The organism is Bradyrhizobium sp. AUGA SZCCT0105, from assembly GCF_018129565.1.
In the GTDB taxonomy this organism is placed as follows: domain Bacteria; phylum Pseudomonadota; class Alphaproteobacteria; order Rhizobiales; family Xanthobacteraceae; genus Bradyrhizobium.
The window spans coordinates 649498-665737 of record NZ_JAFCMK010000003.1; the positions used below are offsets into that span (position 1 = coordinate 649498).

The window sequence follows — 16240 nt, forward strand, 5'->3', positions numbered from 1 at the left end:
TTGCCGTTCCTGCAGCAGGCCGTATTGTGCGGTCCAACCGCCGGGTTTAAGACAATTCCGCTTCACCGAGGGAGAACAACGATGACGATCAATGTTGGCGATAAGCTGCCGGAAGCCAAGTTTCGCGTAATGACCGCCGAGGGTCCGCAGGTCAAAACCACCGACGACATTTTCAAGGGCAAGAAGGTCGCCCTGTTCGCGGTGCCCGGCGCCTACACCGGCACCTGCCACAAGATGCATCTGCCGAGCATCTTCCTCAACGCCTATGCCATGAAGAACAAGGGCGTCGACACCATCGCGATCGTCTCGGTCAACGACGCCTTCGTGATGAACGCCTGGAAGCGCGACACCGACCAGCGCGACGAAGCCGTCTTCCTGGCCGACGGCAATGCCGACTTCGCCAAGGCGATCGGCATGGAGCTCGACGCCTCCGGCAACGGCCTCGGCATCCGCTCCCACCGCTACTCGATGCTGGTCGAGGACGGCGTGGTGAAGAAGCTCAACAAGGAGCCGGCTCCGGGCAAGGTCGAGGTCTCCGGCGGCGACACGCTGCTCGGGCAGCTCTGAGCTGACGCTTTCGCCGCAACTGGCTATCATCGCCCGGCTCGACCGGGCGATCCAGTACGCCGCGGCCTCACGTTTCAATTGCCGATGTCTCTGGAATACTGGATCACCCGCTTTCGCGGGCGATGACAGTTGTGGGAATGGGGGTAGCCGGGATCGCTGGTCCGTAGGATGGGTAGAGCGCAGCGAAACGCATCGGCTTCGTGCCGCGCGGGGCGAGTGATGGGTTTCGCTTCGCTCTACCCATCCTACGCAGCCGATACGCGGCGCGACCGTTGCGCCTACCCCTTCAACCTTGCCATCGCCACGCCTTCGCGCGCCAGCTCGTCGGCGCGTTCGTTCTCGGCGTGGCCGGCATGGCCCTTGATCCAGTGCCAGCGCACCTCGTGCGGCTTCAGCGCGGCGTCGAGGCGCTGCCACAGCTCGACATTCTTCACCGGCTTCTTGTCGGCCGTGCGCCAGCCATTGCGCTTCCAGCCGTGAATCCATCCGGTGATGCCCTGGCGGACGTACTGGCTGTCGGTGGTGAGGTCGACCACGCAGGGCTTCTTCAGGGCTTCCAGTGCCGAGATCGCCGCCATCAGCTCCATGCGGTTGTTGGTGGTGTGCGCCTCGCCGCCCTTCAATTCCTTCTCGACGTCGCCGAATCTGAGGATCGCGCCCCAGCCGCCCGGTCCGGGGTTTCCGGAGCAGGCACCATCGGTAAAGACAATTACATGCGGCTTGTCGCTCACGCCACGCATCCCGCCGGCGTGATGCCGTAGTCGTTGATCGCAGCGACGTTCTGGTGGAAGCGCAGCTTGCGGACGTATTCCAGCGGGTCCTTCGGCTGCACCAGCGCACCCGCGGGCACGTTGAGGAAATCGACCAGGCGCGTCAGCAGGAAACGGAGCGCGGCGCCACGCGCGAGCAGCGGCAGCGCGGCCTCCTCCGCCGCCGACAATTGCCGCTCGCGGTTATAGGCATTGAGCAGCGCGCGCGCCTTGGTGACGTTGAAGGAATGATCCGGCTCGAAGCACCAGGCGTTGAGGCAGATCGCGACGTCGTAGGCCAGGATGTCGTTGCAGGCGAACGGGAAGTCGATCAGGCCCGAGAGCTTGTCGCCGAGGAAGAAGACGTTGTCGGGAAACAGGTCGGCATGGATCACGCCGACCGGAAGGTCCGCCGGCCACGCGGCTTCGAGATGATCGAGCTCGCGCGCGATGAAGTCGTGCAGACCCGGCTGCACGCTGTCGGCCCGCGCCGCGGCAAGATCGAACAGCGGCCGCCAGCCGGAGACCGACAGCGGATTGTTGCGGACCAGCGGAAAGTCGCGGCCGGCCAGATGCATCTTGGCCAGCGCCGCGCCGACGCCGGAGCAATGAGCCACGTTCGGCCGCCGCGGCCACACGCCTTCGAGGAAGTTGATGACCGCCGCCGGCCGGCCGGCGAGCCGGCTATAGACCTCGCCCTTGCGGTTGCGCGCCGGCTGCGGGCACGATACCCCGCGCGCAGCGAGATGCGCCATCAGCGACAGGAAATACGGCAGGTCGTCCTCCGCCACGCGCTTCTCATAGAGCGTGAGGATGTAGGCGCCCTGGCTGGTGTGCAGCAGGAAGTTCGAATTCTCGACGCCCTCGGCGATGCCCTTGTAGGAGAGCAATTCGCCGATGTCGTAGCTCTTGAGGAATTCCGCGAGGTCTTCGGCGGCAACGTCGGTGTAGACCGCCATATGGTCTATTCCGCGGCGGCAGCGTCGGGCCGCAGCGAACGCGGCAGCGGGAAGAACTCGTTCTCTTCCGCGGCCGAGACCGTCTCCACGTGAAGCTCGAAGCGCTCGGCGAAGGCGCCCATGATCTCCTCGACGATCACTTCCGGCGCCGAGGCGCCCGCGGTGATGCCGAGGCTCGTGATGCCTTCGAACCTGCTCCAGTCGATGTCGCTGGCACGTTGTGCAAGCACGGCAATGGGGCAGCCCTCGCGCTCGGCGACCTCGCGCAGGCGCTGCGAGTTCGACGAGTTCGGCGCGCCGACCACGATCAGGGCATCGACAACCGGCGCCACCTTCTTGACCGCCAGCTGGCGGTTGGTGGTGGCGTAGCAGATGTCTTCCTTGTGCGGACCGTTGACGTTCGGGAAGCGCTGCTTGAGCAACGCCACGATCTCCGCGGTGTCGTCGATCGACAGCGTGGTCTGGGTCACGAAAGCGAGGTTGTTGGGGTCCTTCGGGACGAAGGTCTTTGCATCCTCGGCGGTCTCGATCAGGGTCACGGCGCCGACCGGGAGCTGGCCCAGGGTGCCGACCACCTCGGGGTGATGGGAGTGCCCGATCAGGAGGATCTCGCGGCCGCGCTTGAAATGGATCGCCGCTTCGCGGTGGACCTTGGTCACCAGCGGGCAGGTCGCGTCCAGCGAGAAGAAATTGCGGGATTTGGCCTCGGCCGGAACCGACTTGGGAACGCCATGGGCCGAAAACACCACCGGCGCATTGGTATCGTCGGGGATTTCGGCCAATTCCTCGACGAAAATGGCACCTTTGGTCTTCAGGCTGTCGACCACATACTTGTTATGGACGATTTCGTGCCGGACATAGACCGGGGCACCATAAATAGTGAGCGCGCGTTCGACCGTATCGATGGCGCGGACCACCCCGGCGCAAAAGCCGCGGGGGGAACAAAGCACGATTCTAAGATCGGGTTTTTTCGCTGACATCAGGCTGTCTCGGGGCAATCTCGGGACCGAATCACCCCTCGCCGGCGGGCGGGGAACGGCCAGTTAGGATAAGGACTTGGGACTGCTTTCGGGCGCTGTCAAGGCGATTTTGCTGGCCCATTGCGCCATTCCCCCCGGAGGGCTTATATAGGCCCTATAATTCCCGTCATCGCCGATGACTACCAGCTTCGCCTCTACAGAGGTGGGCGAAGCACAAAGGAGATTTGCCATGAGCAACGCACCGCTGATGCCGAAGGCGACTGCCGTGTGGTTGGTCGATAATACCGCCCTGACGTTCGATCAGGTGGCCGATTTCACCAAAATGCACCCCCTGGAGGTGCGTGCCATCGCCGACGGCGACGCCGCCCAGGGCATCAAGGGCATGGACCCGATTTCCAACGGCCAGCTGACCCGCGAGGAGATCGAGCGCGGCGAGCGGGACCAGAATTACCGCCTCAGGCTCCAGGAGAGCAAGGTGGTGCTGCCGACCGCCGCCAAGAAGAAGGGCCCGCGCTACACCCCGGTGTCGCGCCGCCATGAGCGGCCGAGCGCGATCCTCTGGCTGGTGCGCAACCACCCCGAGCTGAAGGACGCCCAGATCATGCGTCTGGTCGGCACGACCAAGACCACGATCGCCAGCGTGCGCGACCGCACCCACTGGAACGCCTCGACCCTGACCCCGATGGACCCGGTGACGCTCGGCCTGTGCTCGCAGATCGAGCTCGATTTCGAGGTGCAGCGCGCCGCCAAGGAGAAGCCGACCACGACCGTCTACGGCGGCGCCACGCTGCTGCCGGCCTCCGAGACCACGCGCAAGGACGAGCTGGACGATCAGCCGATCGAGCGGCACGACGATCTCAATGTCGATGCCGTGTTCGCCAAGCTGAAGACGATCGGCGGCAAGAAGGCCGACGACGAGGAGTAGCCGCCGGCTGCGTTTCTCGAGGACCGGACTACGAAACGCGGCAGGGCAACCCGCCGCGTTTTTGTTTGGGGCATGCGGAGCCTTGATCCCGCAAGCGACGCGCCGGCGGCCCGCCTTCGCTTACCCGAACGAGAAGCGCCGGTGGGCGAAGTCGAGCAGCGGACGTTCGAAATAACGATAACTCAGGGCGCACAGGGCGAACGTCAGCGCGAGCGCGCTGAAGGTCAGCGAGAGGCCGGCGAGGCTCTCGACCGTTCTCGGTTGATGCAGTACGGCGAACAGCAGGTACACGATGACGTGGTGGGTGAGATACGCCGCGTAGGACGTCTTGGCGAAGAAGTTCGCGACCGAATTGCGCAGCAGTGCGAGTTTTGGCGAGCCGCGATTTTCCAGAACGACGAACAGCAGAGAACCGAAGAAGATCTCGACCTGCGTATGCGAGAACGCCACCGACCAGCGCTTCCACCCGAACAGCCACAGCAGGGGAAGCGACATGCTCGACCATTTGAGGATGGCGGCGACGCGTCTGGAGACCTCGGCATCCGGCTTGCGATAGAGGCGCCACCAGGCGATCAGCGCGCCGATCGCAAGCGAATCGATCCTGAATTGCGGCAGCACGTACCAGCCGTAAGCGTCCGGCAGCGCGCTATCGATCAGGCGCCCGATCGGGCAGATCAGGATCGGCACGAGCAGGATCGCGAACAGCCGCTCGGTCGGGATGTTCCGCACCAGCAACGGAAACAGCAGATAAAACTGCTCCTCGATCGCGAGCGACCAGGTTACGGCCAGCCAGAAAGCGCCGTCGGTCTGCGCCTTGGCCATGCCGAAGTTCTGCAAGCCGAACAGGTACAGCCAGCCGGGCACGCCCCTGGTGTCGAACAGATCAGGGCTTAGCGAAAAATACCACCCGACCGCCGCGCAACCGCACATCAGGTAGTAGAGCGGCCAGATGCGAAACGCGCGCCTGCCGTAGAAGGCTGAGTAATACCGTTCGGCCGCCCGGTGGCGCAGCAGAATATCCGTGATGAGATAGCCGGACAGAATGAAGAACAGGTCGACGCCGAAGCGGCCGACATGCAGCAGTTTCCACGGCCAGCCCTGCGGACCGTCCGGCGCGCCGAAATAGTGCCAGATGACGACGATCAGCAGCGCGATCGCGCGCAGCCCGTCGAGCTCTCCGATCCTGTCACGCTCCAACGCGAGCTCGCCTTCCACAAGCACAGGACCAGGTCTCATCCAAAACAGCCGCTCGTGATCGCATGCGGCGAGCCGATATCTTGACGGAATTCGGTCCGGCGGCCGACCACGCATACCTCACCGGACGGGCGGTGACCATGGCGCCTAGAGCGTTTTCGAGCGAAGTGGATACCGGTTCGCGTGAAGAAAACGCGTCAAAGCAAGAATCTAGGGCCCCGTTCCGATTCATCGGACCGGGGCCCTAGTGGCGGTCCGGATTGTTCATCATGTATTCGCCGAGATCGCGCTGCCGCCGATCGGTGCGGGCTTCGGCATTCTGGCGCTGGACGTCGCGATCCTTGCGGCATGCGACATATTCGGGCGAGCCGACCGCGACCTTGCCGCCAGCCTGGCAGTACTGATCGTCGTCGCCCATGCTCTCCGCGATCGGTGATCGGCCGCGCTCAAGGCAGCCTGCCAGCAGCGGCAGTGCGAGCAGCAAAGCGAGAGGCGCGCGTGCGGAAATGGATCGCATCCGGTGGTCCGTATCTCGTGGCGTATGACAGGGAAGGCCGGGATGACCCGGCAATCCATCAAAATCATGGCCATTTTGCTTCCGAATGCGCAGGTCTTGTTCCGCGCGTGGCGCCCTCAGGCGCGGGAAGTGCCAGCGCTCCCTCGCCCCGCCCTTGCGGGGAGAGGGTTGGGGTGAGGGGCCGCCTCCACAAGATGAATGCAGCGAGTGTGCGGAGACTCCCCCTCACCCGGATCGCATTACCATGCGATCCGGCCTCTCCCCGCAAGCGGGGCGAGGCGACAAGAGCTACGCCTTGCCCTTCAGCGCCTCGCCGATTTCGTCGAGCACCTTGGGATCCTCGATCGTCGCGGGCATGGTCCAGGGCTCGTCGTCGGCGATCTTCTTGATGGTGCCACGCAGGATCTTACCGGAGCGGGTCTTCGGCAGCCGCGCCACGGTGATCGCGAGCTTGAACGCGGCGACCGGCCCGAGCTTCTCGCGCACCAGCGCCACGACCTCCTTCTCGACCTGATCCGGTGTCTTGGTGACGCCGGCCTTCAGCACCAGGAAGCCGCACGGCACCTCGCCCTTGATCGCATCCTTGACGCCGAGCACCGCGCATTCGGCGACATCGGGATGCGAGGCGAGAATCTCCTCCATGCCGCCGGTGGAGAGCCGGTGGCCGGCGACATTGATGATGTCGTCGGTGCGGCCCATCACCCAGACATAGCCGTCCCCATCCTTATAGCCGGCGTCCGAGGTCTTGTAGTAGCCGGGGAATTCCGAGAGATAGGCGTCCCTGAAGCGATCGTCCTGCTGCCACAGCGTCGGCAGGCAGGCCGGCGGCATCGGCAGCTTGATCACGATCGAGCCCATGGTGCCCGCGGGCACCGGCTTCGCCGCCTCGTCGACGATGTCGACCTGATAGCCCGGCATCGGCACCGTCGGCGAGCCGTGCTTGACCGGCAACTGGCCGAGCCCCACCGGATTGCCGGCAATGCACCAGCCGGTCTCGGTCTGCCACCAGTGATCGATCACCGGCACCTTGAGCTGCTGCTCCGCCCACTCCACCGTCGGCGGATCGGCGCGCTCACCGGCGAGGAACAGCGTGCGGAAGCGCGACAGGTCGTAGCTCCTCAGCAGCTTGCCCTCGGGGTCTTCCTTCTTGATCGCACGGAATGCGGTCGGCGCCGTGAAGAAGGCGACCGCCTTGTGCTCGCTGATCACGCGCCAGAACGCGCCGGCATCCGGCGTACCGACCGGCTTGCCCTCATACATGATCGTGGTCGCGCCGTGGATCAGCGGGCCATAGACGATGTAGGAGTGGCCAACCACCCAGCCGATGTCGGAGCCGCACCACCAGATCTCGCCGGGCTTCACGCCGTAGAGATTGTGCATCGACCATTTCAGCGCCACCAGGTGCCCGCCATTGTCGCGCACCACGCCCTTCGGGATTCCGGTCGTGCCCGACGTGTAGAGGATGTAGAGCGGATCGGTCGCGGCGACCGGCACGCAGGGCGCGGCCTTGCCGGCGTCGAACGCAGCGCGGCGCAGCGTCGCCCAGTCGTGGTCGCGGCCCGCGGTGAGCTCGCAGGCCTGCTGCGGCCGCTGCAGGATGATGCAGGTGTCGGGCTTGGCGCCGGCGAGGCGGATCGCTTCGTCGAGCAGCGGCTTGTACTGCACGATACGCCCGGGCTCGATGCCACAGCTCGCCGAGAAGATCAGCTTCGGCTTGGCGTCGTCGATGCGGGTCGCGAGCTCCTTGGCCGCGAAGCCGCCGAACACCACGCTGTGCACCGCGCCGATCCGCGCGCAGGCGAGCATCGCGACGACAGCCTCCGGCACCATCGGCATATAGAGGATGACGCGATCGCCCTTGGCCACGCCGAAATCCTGCATGACCGCGGCCAGCGTCTGCACCTCCGTCAGAAGCTCGGAATAGGTGAATTTGGTGATCGAGTTGGTGAGCGGGGAATCGTGGATCAGCGCGACCTGGCCGGCGCGGCCGCCGGCGACATGGCGATCCAGCGCATTGTAGCAGGTGTTGACCACGGCGCCGGCGAACCAGCGTCCATAGGCGCCCATGGACGGATCGAAGACTTTCTTCGCCGGCTCGATCCAGTCGATCTCGCGCGCCGCTTCCGCCCAAAAACCCTCGGGGTCTCGAAGCGAGCGGGCATACACCTCATGATACCGGCTCTGCTGCTGGACGTTCATTGCGCTTCTCCCTCGCCTCCATCGTCGTGTCGAGCATGACGGATATGGATGGTTGGCTCTCTTTGGCGGTCATTGTCATGGGCGCGACCGATAATTCAAGCCGTAAACTTACCGACGTTAGCACTAGTAGCCGTCGACCCCGTTGATCTGCCGCAACCGCTCGCGCATCGCCTTTTGCAGGTCATAGTCCGGCTTGCCGAATTCCGCGTTGCGGCGGGCGACGAACTGATCCTGCGCGCGCTGCAGCTCGCGCGCCTGGCGCGGGTCCTGCGCCTCGCGCACCGTGCGGAAAGTCGATGCGCCGATCTCGCGATCGAGATCGGCGAGCGCGGGATTGGCGCAGATCGCCTTCTCCACCGGCCGGCGCGCCTTTCGGCAATCGAAGCTCGGCTTGCCTGCCACCGCCATCATGGCGCCGATCCTCTCGAGCTCCAGCGACAACGACTTGTAGTTGGCCTTGGCGGCGGCGTGATCGGGGTTGAGCTTGACGGCGGCGCCGAAATCCATGATCGCCTTCGGCCGGTCACCCTTGCGGCGCCACAGCTCGCCGCGCGCATTGTGGGCGTCGGCAAGCGATGGATCGAGCCGGAGCACGGTGTCATAATCCGCGATCGCGCGGTCGATCATCTGCTTGCGGTCATAGGCGCTCGCGCGCGCCATCAGCGCCCTGATTCGATCCGGCTTGGCCGCCTTCTCATTGTCGATCAGCGCGCCGCAGGCATCGACGGTCTTGTCGTCATCCGTTGCCGCAGCCGCAGCGATGCAGGGTCCGGCATCGGCCTGCACATCCTTGCCGGGCTCGCTGCTGGCCGCGCGCGCAACGCCTGATGTCAGCGCGCCTGACAGGCAAGCGCACAGCAGCGCCAGAGCCAGATTGAAGGCAAGATTCGCAGAGTTGCGTCGCATCCCGATCGCCGACAAGACATCCCTCTCCCGCGCCCGCACCACCGACCTCTGATGTCCGGCAGCGCGCCATTTGCCGCAAAACCACACGCTGGATTATACGTCAATTGCGACGATCGGCTGCACTTGGGGCCGTACTTGGGGGTTCGCGTGCTGACATTCGAATGGATCATTGGCCTGCTGCTCGCAGCGGTAGCGCTGTCGGCGCTGGCGCGGCGGATCAAGGTGCCCTACCCGACCTTTCTTGCGCTCGGCGGCGTGCTGCTGACCCTGCTGCCATGGGCGCCGACCTGGGCCCTGGAACCGAAACTGGCGCTGGCGCTGTTCGTGGCACCAGTGCTGCTCGATGCCGCCTACGACACCTCGCTGCGCGATCTCCGCAACAACTGGCTGCCGGTCTCGACGCTGGTGGTGGTCGCGGTCGGCGTCACCACGGCCGCGGTCGCCGTGGTCGCGCACTGGCTGCGCCCGGACATGCCCTGGCCGGTCGCGATCGCGCTCGGTGCCATCGTGGCCCCGCCCGACGCGGCCGCGGCCACCGCGATCCTGCGCCAGGTCAACCTGCCCTACCGGATCCAGAAGATCCTCGAAGGCGAAAGCCTGCTCAACGATGCCACTTCGCTGTTGATCTATCGCGTCGCGGTCGGCCTGGTCGCCGCCGAGCACATGAAGATCCGCGAATTCGTGCCGTCGATCACGGTCGCGCTGGTCGGCAGCCTCGCCGCCGGATACCTGTTCGCACGGGTATGGATGATGATCACCCGCCGCATCACCGAGGCGCCGAGCGCGATCATCACGCAATTCGGCGGCACCTTCATGGTGTGGATCGTCGCCGAGCACCTCGGGCTGTCCGGTATCCTCACCATCATCGCCTATGCGATCACCATCGCCCGCACCGCGCCGGCCCGCACCTCGGCGCGGCTGCGCGTGTCGTCCTATGCGGTGTGGGAGACCGTCGTGTTCGTGCTCAACGTGCTCGCCTTCATGCTGATCGGCCTGCAATTGCGCCCGATCTGGTCGGAGCTCGACGACGAGGTGCGCTGGAAATATTGCAGCTTTGCCGCCGCGATCCTCGCCGTCGTGATCCTTGCCCGCATCCTCTGGGTGATGCCCTACGGCGCGCTGCTGCGCACGCTGAAGGCGCGCAATTGGCTGCCCACCCATGTGGTGGAGGCAGTGCCGACCCTGAAGCGCGGCTTCATCGTGTCGTGGTGCGGCATGCGCGGCATCGTTACGCTGGCGGCCGCGTTCGCGCTGCCCGAGTATTTTCCATATCGCGATCTGATCCTGCTGACGGCGTTTGCCGTGGTGCTGGGTTCGCTCGTGATCCAGGGGCTGACCCTGCGGCCGCTGATCCTGGCGTTGAATTTCGATGACGACGATCCAGTCGGGCGCGAGGCGGCCCATGCCCGCGGCGTGGTCTTTCGCGCAGCGCTCGAGGAAATCGACGCCGACCCGTCGGAAGAAGCCGAGATCCTCCGGCTCGAATATCGCGCCGTGCTCATGCATGCCGAGAACGACCCCGACGGTGGCCTGACCTCACGCGAGCTCCCGTCGGATCCGATACGCCGCCGCGCCATCGCGGCCGCGCGTCAGGCGCTGCTCAATCTGCGCCACACCGAGACCATCGGCGACGACGCATTCCATCTGGTCGAGGAGGAGCTCGACCGCGCCGAGCTCAGCGTCGAGGCGTAGTTCCTTCAGCGACCTCTCAAGCACCCGACTTCGAGGTGATGCCGCCGTCGACCACGAGCTCGATGCCGGTGACATATTTCGATTCGTCCGACGCCAGGAACAGCGCGGCATTGGCGACGTCCCAGGCGTCGCCCATGTGCCCCATCGGCACCTGCGCGTCGCGGGCGCGCCACATCGCCTCCACATCGCCCTTGGCGTAGCTCTGCGCCAGCCCCGCCGAATGTTCGACCATCGGCGTCTTCATCAATCCCGGCAGGATCGCGTTGACGCGCACATGCTTGGAGGCGAACTCGACCGCGGTCGAGCGCGTCATCTGGTTCATCGCCGCCTTGCTCGCATTGTAGCTGACATAGGAAATGCCGACATGGCGGATCGAGGCGATCGACGAGATGTTGATGATCGAGCCGCCGCCCTGCTTGATCATGACCGGAATGACGTGCTTCATCGAGAGATAGGCGCTCTTGAGGTTGACCGCGAAGACGCGGTCCCAGTCGGCTTCCGCGACTTCCACCACGCTGCCGACCTCAGCGATGCCGACATTGTTGTCGAGCACGTCGATGCGGCCATAGGTCTTGAGGCAGGCCGCGATCATCGCCTCGACCTCGCTGGCGCGCGAGACATCGGCGGTGAATGCGGCCGCCTTGCCGCCTTCGCCGGTGATGATCTTGACCGTCTCCTCGGCCGCCGCACCGTTGCGATCGACGCAGAACACGCTGGCGCCCTCGCGCGCGAAGGTGACGGCGGTCGCCTTGCCATTGCCCCAGCCGGGCCCGATCGAGCCCGCGCCGACCACCATCGCAACCTTGCCCTTGAGCCGATCCATCGTTCGTTCTCCCGTTTGTTGTTGTCATTGTAGCCCGGATGGAGCGAAGCGAAATCCGGGAACACTGGCCCCGGATTACGCTTCGCTCCATCCGGGCTACGGATCGCGACACACACTCATCGTCGTGACATTAGCACCGATCGGATGTCCGAAAATCTCCGATAGCGTCTGGCAGCTTCCCGCATTGCACAGGTGCCATTCACCTGCGGCGCCGGAATTGCCTAGCACGACCTCGGGCCTGGGCACCGGCGGCGGCGACCATTCAAACCAACCGCCAGTGAGGCGCGCTTCCGGCGGCGGCTCCATGCCGGCGCCAGTGCCCTTGATGCGCGCCTGCTGCAGCGTCAGGCCGGCCGGCGTGACCAGCCAGTCTTCCTGCCAGGCGGTCTTCTCGATCGAATGCGTCCAGGCCAGCGTGAAGGCTGCGATCGACAGCGTCTTCACGACACCCGCGGATGCAAGGCAGAGGCTCAAGCCGCCGCCACCGCGTTGCGCGGACGCTGCCGCCATTGCCAAAGCACGACAGCGGCCGCGAGCGTGAATCCCGCCGTGTCCGAGAACTGGAAATCGCCGAGCAGGCAGAGCGCGGCGCCGAAGGCGACCACGATCTCGATCAAGGTCAGCCGCGTAAACAGGAAGCCGATCGCGACGATGCCGAACAACCCGATCGCCACCAGCGCCTTGAAGGTCGCCAGCGCCACCGCCCCATAGAACCCGAGTTGCGCAGCCGTCGGATCATTGCCTTGCAGCATCAGCGCCGGCGAATAGACGAAGATGAAGGGAATGACGTAGCCGGCAAGCGCGATCCGCATCGCCTCCCAGCCGATCTTGTCCGGATTCTCCTTGGCGATCGGTGCCGCCGCCAGTGCCGCCAGCGCGACCGGCGGCGAGAGGTCGGCCATGATGCCGTAGTAGAACGCAAACATGTGGCTTGCGATCAGCGGCACGCCGAGCTTGGCCAGCGCAGGTGCGGCGAGCGCCGCGGTGATGATGTAGGTCGGGATCGTCGGGATGCCGGTGCCGAGCAGGATCGACAGCAGCATGGTCATGATCAGCGCCAGGAACAGGCTCTTGGCGCCGAGCCCGATGATCCAGCTGCCGAAGATGGTGCCGACGCCGGTCTGCGTCATCATGCCGATGATGGTGCCGACGATGGCGCAGGCCATGCCGACGGTCAGCGCCGACTTGGCGCTGTCGGCGAGCGAGTCACGGCAGGCTCGGAGCGTGGCGCGGCCACCGCGGGTGATCGCCGCGATCACGATCAATCCTGCGACGACGCTGGCGACCGGAACGATCTCGAGCCCGTGGCGCGAGACCGCGGCAACCACCAGCGCGAGGCCGATCCAGAAGATGTAGCGCACGACGGTGTTGGAGAAGCCGAGCGTGATGCTGGCGCCGAGGATCAGCGCGACCGTCAACGCGAGCCCCATACTGCCGGCATAGAGCGGCGTGAAGCCCTCGAACAGCATGTAGACCAGCGCCGCGAGCGGCAAGACGAGATACCAGCGGGCGACCAGCGCCTTCCAGGCGCTCGGGATCTCGGAGCGCTTCATGCCGACGAGGCCATGCTTGCCGGCTTCCAGATGCACCATCCAGAACGCCGAGGCGAAATACAGGATCGCCGGAATCACGGCGGCCTTGACGATCTCCGAATAGGGAACGCCAAGCGTCTCGGCCATGATGAAGGCGACCGCGCCCATCACCGGCGGCATGATCTGGCCGCCCATCGAGGCGGTGGCCTCGACACCGGCGGCGAACGCGCGGCGATAGCCGAACTTGATCATCAAGGGAATCGTGAACTGGCCGACGGTGACGACGTTGGCGACGCCGGAGCCTGAGATCGTGCCCATCATGCCCGAGGCGAACACCGCGACCTTGGCCGGTCCGCCGCGGGTGCGGCCGAACAGGCCGAGCGAGACGTCGGTGAACAGCTGGATCATGCCGGCACGTTCCAGGAATGAGCCGAACAGGATGAACAGGAAGATGTAGGTTGCCGAGACATAGATCGGCACACCATAGAAGCCTTCGGTGCCGAATGAGAGATGGGTGACGATCTGGTCGAAGTCATAGCCGCGATGGTTGAACGGCGACGGCAGATATTGTCCGAAGAACCAGTAGAGCAGACAGGCGCCGCACATCAGCGGCAGCGCCGCTCCCATTAGCCGCCGCGTGCCCTCGAAGATCAGGATCGCGAGCAGCGTGCCGACTGCAAGGTCCATGTTGGTCGGATCGCCGTCACGGGCGATCAGGTCGGCATAGAAGATCCACTGATAGAGCCCGCACAGGAAGCCGGCGGCGCCGACGATCCAGCTCACCGCACGGCCGAAATCGGTTTTCGCGGTGAAATTGCCGATCAGGCCGAAGGTCAGGAGGATCAGGAAGCCGACATGGACGCCGCGCACCACCTGGCTCGGCAAATAATTGAAGGCCGCGACATAGAGCTGGAACACCGCAAAGGCGAGACCGATGGCATAGGCCAGATGCCCCCAGGCGCCCGGACCGAAACCTTCCGGAAAACCATGTTCGAAATTGTCGAACTCAACCTTGATGGGCTGCTCGCCCGCAACCTGCTGCTGCATATGATTAGTCCCCCGCCGTGCCCGCGACGCTTATAGCCACCTGGCTTCTGTCCCGAAACCGGGAAAAATCGGGCCGCCGTCATTGCGAGCGAAGCGAAGCAATCCATCCCTCGGCGCGTTGAGAGATGGATTGCTTCGTCGCTTTGCTCCTCGCAATGACGGTGGTTAGTCCGGCCCTCTCCTACTTGATCAGGCCCTTTTCCTTGTAATAGCGGATCGCGCCGGGATGCAGCGGCACCGGGCTGCCGGTCGCGGCGGCCGCCAGCTTGATCTCCTTGCCCGCGGCGTGGGCATTGGCGAGCTCCGGCAGCGATTCGTAGATCAGCTTGGTCATCTGATAGGCCAGATCGTCCGACACCGCGCTCGAGGTGACGAGGTAGTTCACAACGGCAGCGGTCGGCACGTCCTTGTCCTGGCCGGTATAGGTGTTGGCCGGAATGATCACGGAGACGAAGGGCGGGCCGATCTTGTCGACGGTCTCCTTCGGCACGGCGACCACGGTGATGTCGCTGGAGGTCGAGAGGTCCTTCAGCGAGGCGACGCCGAGGCCGGCGGACTGCAGCGTGGCGTTGAGCTGGCGGTTCTTCATCAGGTCGACCGATTCGGCGAACGGCAGATACTCGACCTTGCCGAGATCCTTGTAGCTCATGCCGGCGGCCGCGAGGATCGCGCGCGAGTTGAGCTCGGTGCCGGATTTCGGCGCGCCGACCGACAGGCTCTTGCCCTTGAGATCGGCGAGCGTCTTGATGCCGCTTTCGGCGGTGGCGACGATCTGGATATAGTTCGGATAGATCGCACCGATGGTGCGCAGCTTGTCGAGCTTGTTCTTGAAGCCGGCCTCGGCGTCGCCTTCCCAGGCGGCCTTCAGCGAATCGCCGAGCGTGAAGGCGATCTCGCCCCTGCCCTGCTGCAGCAGCACAAGGTTCTCCACCGAGGCCTTGGTCGCCTGCACCTGGGTCTTCACATCGGGGATCTTGTCGCCGTAGATCTTCCCGATCGCGACGCCGAGCGGATAGTAGACGCCCGAGGTGCCGCCGGTGAGCACGTTAATGAACTGCTGGGCCTGTGCGACAGGCGCGGACAAAACACTGGCGGCCACGATCGCGGCAGCCGTCAACCTTGAATTCATGAGTATTATTCTCCCCTAAGCCGGGCCGGAAATTGGCCGCACGCCCCTGCCGGGTCAACCCATCCAAATGACGCATGCAGGGCCGAAATCCCTGATAGCAGCACCACTTTACCTGCACGGGAACTCTGCGCGCGCCGCCGGGTTGAGATGCGCAATCTCGCCGCGAGGTATCACTTGCAGCCGTCCGGGACGCCCGTTGAGCGCGCGCTTGACGCGTTGAACTTCTTCCTCGCCGACGTGCGGGACGGGCTCGGCCCTTATCTGGCGATCTACCTTCTGACCGAACGGAGGTGGGACGAGGCCTCGATCGGGTCGGTGATGTCGATCGCGGCGATCGCCGGGATCGTGGCACGTTACATGACCGGCGATCCGGCTTTCGCGTGCGGCTGACCTGCAAGCCGCTGTTGATCTTCTCGGTCTCGACCGTGATCTGTCATTTTGCCAATGCGGCGATGCTGCCATTGGTCGGACAGAAGCTCGCATCGGTCAATCGCAACCTCGGGACGTTGCTGATGTCGACCTGCATCATTGCGGCGCAGCTGGTGACGGTGCCGGTCACGATGCTGGTCGGACGCAAGGTCGACGCCTGGGACCGCGAGCCGATCTTTGTTGTGGCGGCTTCGTCATCGTCCACGCGGGCTACAGCGCCGCATTTCTGTTCCTTGCGGCCGTCGCTTGTGCCGGGCTGATCGGCTACTGCGCGTTGATGCCGGAGACGTTGCGAACGGCAACGACGACATCACGCAGGACTGCATTGGCATCGCAGAACGGATGACCTGATTCGCGGTTGGCGCGCGGCGGCAACTCGATTTGATGTCCGACAATGGTGCAATTCCGCATCGGCATCGACCCGACACCACAGTCATTAACGTCGTCTCGCGATGACACACGCGCGCAATGTTTCCGGTGCGGTGCAAAGTCAGACACAATTGCTCTCATGAACGCCAGATGACGCATTTGTTGCGCCTGTAACCGCGACAAGACGTGGCGATTCCGGGATCATTTGAGTCGAATTGAATCC

General features: G+C 64.7%; 15 protein-coding genes and 1 pseudogene. 4 read left to right on the forward strand and 12 right to left on the reverse strand.

All coding sequences use genetic code 11. The features are described from left to right. Positions 1-81: 81 nt before the first annotated feature. Positions 82-567, forward strand: a complete 486-nt coding sequence (locus JQ573_RS19020) for a peroxiredoxin (RefSeq protein ID WP_050419364.1) — start codon at positions 82-84, stop codon at positions 565-567. A gap of 278 nt (positions 568-845) precedes the next feature. Here the strand turns inward: JQ573_RS19020 and rnhA are convergent, their stop codons facing one another. Genes rnhA through ispH form a run of 3 tightly spaced genes read right to left on the reverse strand, consistent with a single transcriptional unit; the run spans position 846 to position 3255 of the window. Beyond that, the gene (rnhA, locus tag JQ573_RS19025; RefSeq protein WP_171947839.1) at positions 846-1307 is read right to left on the reverse strand and encodes a ribonuclease HI; all 462 of its coding nucleotides are present in this window, start codon (positions 1305-1307) and stop codon (positions 846-848) included. Further along, entirely contained in the window at positions 1295-2275 is a 981-nt protein-coding gene (locus JQ573_RS19030) for a homoserine kinase (RefSeq protein WP_212314119.1), read from the reverse strand. Before JQ573_RS19030 ends, rnhA begins: the two co-directional genes overlap by 13 nt. Positions 2276-2280: 5 nt before the next feature. After that, entirely contained in the window at positions 2281-3255 is a 975-nt protein-coding gene (ispH, locus tag JQ573_RS19035; RefSeq protein WP_092118785.1) for a 4-hydroxy-3-methylbut-2-enyl diphosphate reductase, read from the reverse strand. Between the two features lie 229 nt (positions 3256-3484). Between ispH and JQ573_RS19040 the strand changes: the two genes are divergently transcribed. Next, positions 3485-4180 carry a DUF1013 domain-containing protein gene (locus JQ573_RS19040; protein ID WP_050405544.1) on the forward strand — a complete coding sequence of 232 codons (696 nt, stop codon included), beginning with the start codon at positions 3485-3487 and terminating at the stop codon, positions 4178-4180. Positions 4181-4300: 120 nt separating this feature from the next. Here the strand turns inward: JQ573_RS19040 and JQ573_RS19045 are convergent, their stop codons facing one another. The 4 genes from JQ573_RS19045 to JQ573_RS19060 all read right to left on the reverse strand — a co-directional run bounded on the left by JQ573_RS19045 (position 4301) and on the right by JQ573_RS19060 (position 8996). After that, entirely contained in the window at positions 4301-5416 is a 1116-nt protein-coding gene (locus JQ573_RS19045; RefSeq protein ID WP_212314120.1) for an acyltransferase, read from the reverse strand. 202 nt (positions 5417-5618) lie between these two features. Continuing rightward, positions 5619-5891, reverse strand: a complete 273-nt coding sequence (locus JQ573_RS19050; RefSeq protein WP_194458312.1) for a hypothetical protein — start codon at positions 5889-5891, stop codon at positions 5619-5621. Positions 5892-6179: 288 nt separating this feature from the next. Continuing rightward, positions 6180-8090, reverse strand: coding sequence for a propionyl-CoA synthetase (locus tag JQ573_RS19055; RefSeq protein ID WP_212314126.1), 1911 nt, complete (start codon positions 8088-8090; stop codon positions 6180-6182). 123 nt (positions 8091-8213) lie between these two features. Next, complete coding sequence (locus JQ573_RS19060) at positions 8214-8996, reverse strand: hypothetical protein (RefSeq protein ID WP_212314128.1); 783 nt, start codon at positions 8994-8996, stop codon at positions 8214-8216. 147 nt (positions 8997-9143) lie between these two features. On the opposite strand from JQ573_RS19060, the gene JQ573_RS19065 reads away from it, so the two are divergent. Then, entirely contained in the window at positions 9144-10688 is a 1545-nt protein-coding gene (locus tag JQ573_RS19065; protein ID WP_212314131.1) for a sodium:proton antiporter, read from the forward strand. 16 nt (positions 10689-10704) lie between these two features. On the opposite strand, the gene JQ573_RS19070 is transcribed toward JQ573_RS19065, so the two are convergent. From JQ573_RS19070 to JQ573_RS19085, 4 genes are all read right to left on the reverse strand, one after another. Further along, on the reverse strand, positions 10705-11511 hold the full coding sequence (locus JQ573_RS19070) for an SDR family NAD(P)-dependent oxidoreductase (RefSeq protein WP_212314133.1): 807 nt from the start codon (positions 11509-11511) through the stop codon (positions 10705-10707). 96 nt (positions 11512-11607) lie between these two features. Continuing rightward, a complete protein-coding gene (locus JQ573_RS19075; protein WP_212314135.1) occupies positions 11608-12021 on the reverse strand; it encodes a DUF1850 domain-containing protein in 414 nt (137 codons plus the stop codon). Continuing rightward, the gene (locus tag JQ573_RS19080; RefSeq protein WP_212314137.1) at positions 11982-14090 is read right to left on the reverse strand and encodes a TRAP transporter permease; all 2109 of its coding nucleotides are present in this window, start codon (positions 14088-14090) and stop codon (positions 11982-11984) included. The genes JQ573_RS19075 and JQ573_RS19080 overlap by 40 nt, the downstream gene beginning before the upstream one ends. A gap of 181 nt (positions 14091-14271) precedes the next feature. Continuing rightward, a complete protein-coding gene (locus tag JQ573_RS19085) occupies positions 14272-15219 on the reverse strand; it encodes a TAXI family TRAP transporter solute-binding subunit (RefSeq protein WP_212314139.1) in 948 nt (315 codons plus the stop codon). A 147-nt stretch (positions 15220-15366) separates the two neighbouring features. On the opposite strand from JQ573_RS19085, the pseudogene JQ573_RS19090 reads away from it, so the two are divergent. After that, positions 15367-15836 (forward strand): annotated as a pseudogene (locus JQ573_RS19090) (hypothetical protein); the annotation flags it as partial. Positions 15837-15912: 76 nt separating this feature from the next. Here JQ573_RS19090 and JQ573_RS19095 read toward each other — a convergent pair. Further along, positions 15913-16176, reverse strand: a complete 264-nt coding sequence (locus tag JQ573_RS19095) for a hypothetical protein (RefSeq protein ID WP_212314379.1) — start codon at positions 16174-16176, stop codon at positions 15913-15915. Positions 16177-16240: the final 64 nt, after the last annotated feature.

Excerpts from the sequence above, each read along its gene's own strand:
- JQ573_RS19050 (WP_194458312.1), bottom strand. The coding sequence starts at position 5,891 with ATGCGATCCATTTCCGCACGCGCGCCTCTCGCTTTGCTGCTCGCACTG.
- JQ573_RS19045 (WP_212314120.1), bottom strand. The coding sequence starts at position 5,416 with ATGAGACCTGGTCCTGTGCTTGTGGAAGGCGAGCTCGCGTTGGAGCGT.
- JQ573_RS19080 (WP_212314137.1), bottom strand. The coding sequence starts at position 14,090 with ATGCAGCAGCAGGTTGCGGGCGAGCAGCCCATCAAGGTTGAGTTCGAC.
- JQ573_RS19020 (WP_050419364.1), top strand. The coding sequence starts at position 82 with ATGACGATCAATGTTGGCGATAAGCTGCCGGAAGCCAAGTTTCGCGTA.
- rnhA (WP_171947839.1), bottom strand. The coding sequence starts at position 1,307 with ATGCGTGGCGTGAGCGACAAGCCGCATGTAATTGTCTTTACCGATGGT.
- JQ573_RS19075 (WP_212314135.1), bottom strand. The coding sequence starts at position 12,021 with ATGGCGGCAGCGTCCGCGCAACGCGGTGGCGGCGGCTTGAGCCTCTGC.
- JQ573_RS19055 (WP_212314126.1), bottom strand. The coding sequence starts at position 8,090 with ATGAACGTCCAGCAGCAGAGCCGGTATCATGAGGTGTATGCCCGCTCG.
- JQ573_RS19030 (WP_212314119.1), bottom strand. The coding sequence starts at position 2,275 with ATGGCGGTCTACACCGACGTTGCCGCCGAAGACCTCGCGGAATTCCTC.
- JQ573_RS19040 (WP_050405544.1), top strand. The coding sequence starts at position 3,485 with ATGAGCAACGCACCGCTGATGCCGAAGGCGACTGCCGTGTGGTTGGTC.
- JQ573_RS19070 (WP_212314133.1), bottom strand. The coding sequence starts at position 11,511 with ATGGATCGGCTCAAGGGCAAGGTTGCGATGGTGGTCGGCGCGGGCTCG.
- ispH (WP_092118785.1), bottom strand. The coding sequence starts at position 3,255 with ATGTCAGCGAAAAAACCCGATCTTAGAATCGTGCTTTGTTCCCCCCGC.
- JQ573_RS19095 (WP_212314379.1), bottom strand. The coding sequence starts at position 16,176 with ATGCGTCATCTGGCGTTCATGAGAGCAATTGTGTCTGACTTTGCACCG.
- JQ573_RS19060 (WP_212314128.1), bottom strand. The coding sequence starts at position 8,996 with ATGCGACGCAACTCTGCGAATCTTGCCTTCAATCTGGCTCTGGCGCTG.
- JQ573_RS19085 (WP_212314139.1), bottom strand. The coding sequence starts at position 15,219 with ATGAATTCAAGGTTGACGGCTGCCGCGATCGTGGCCGCCAGTGTTTTG.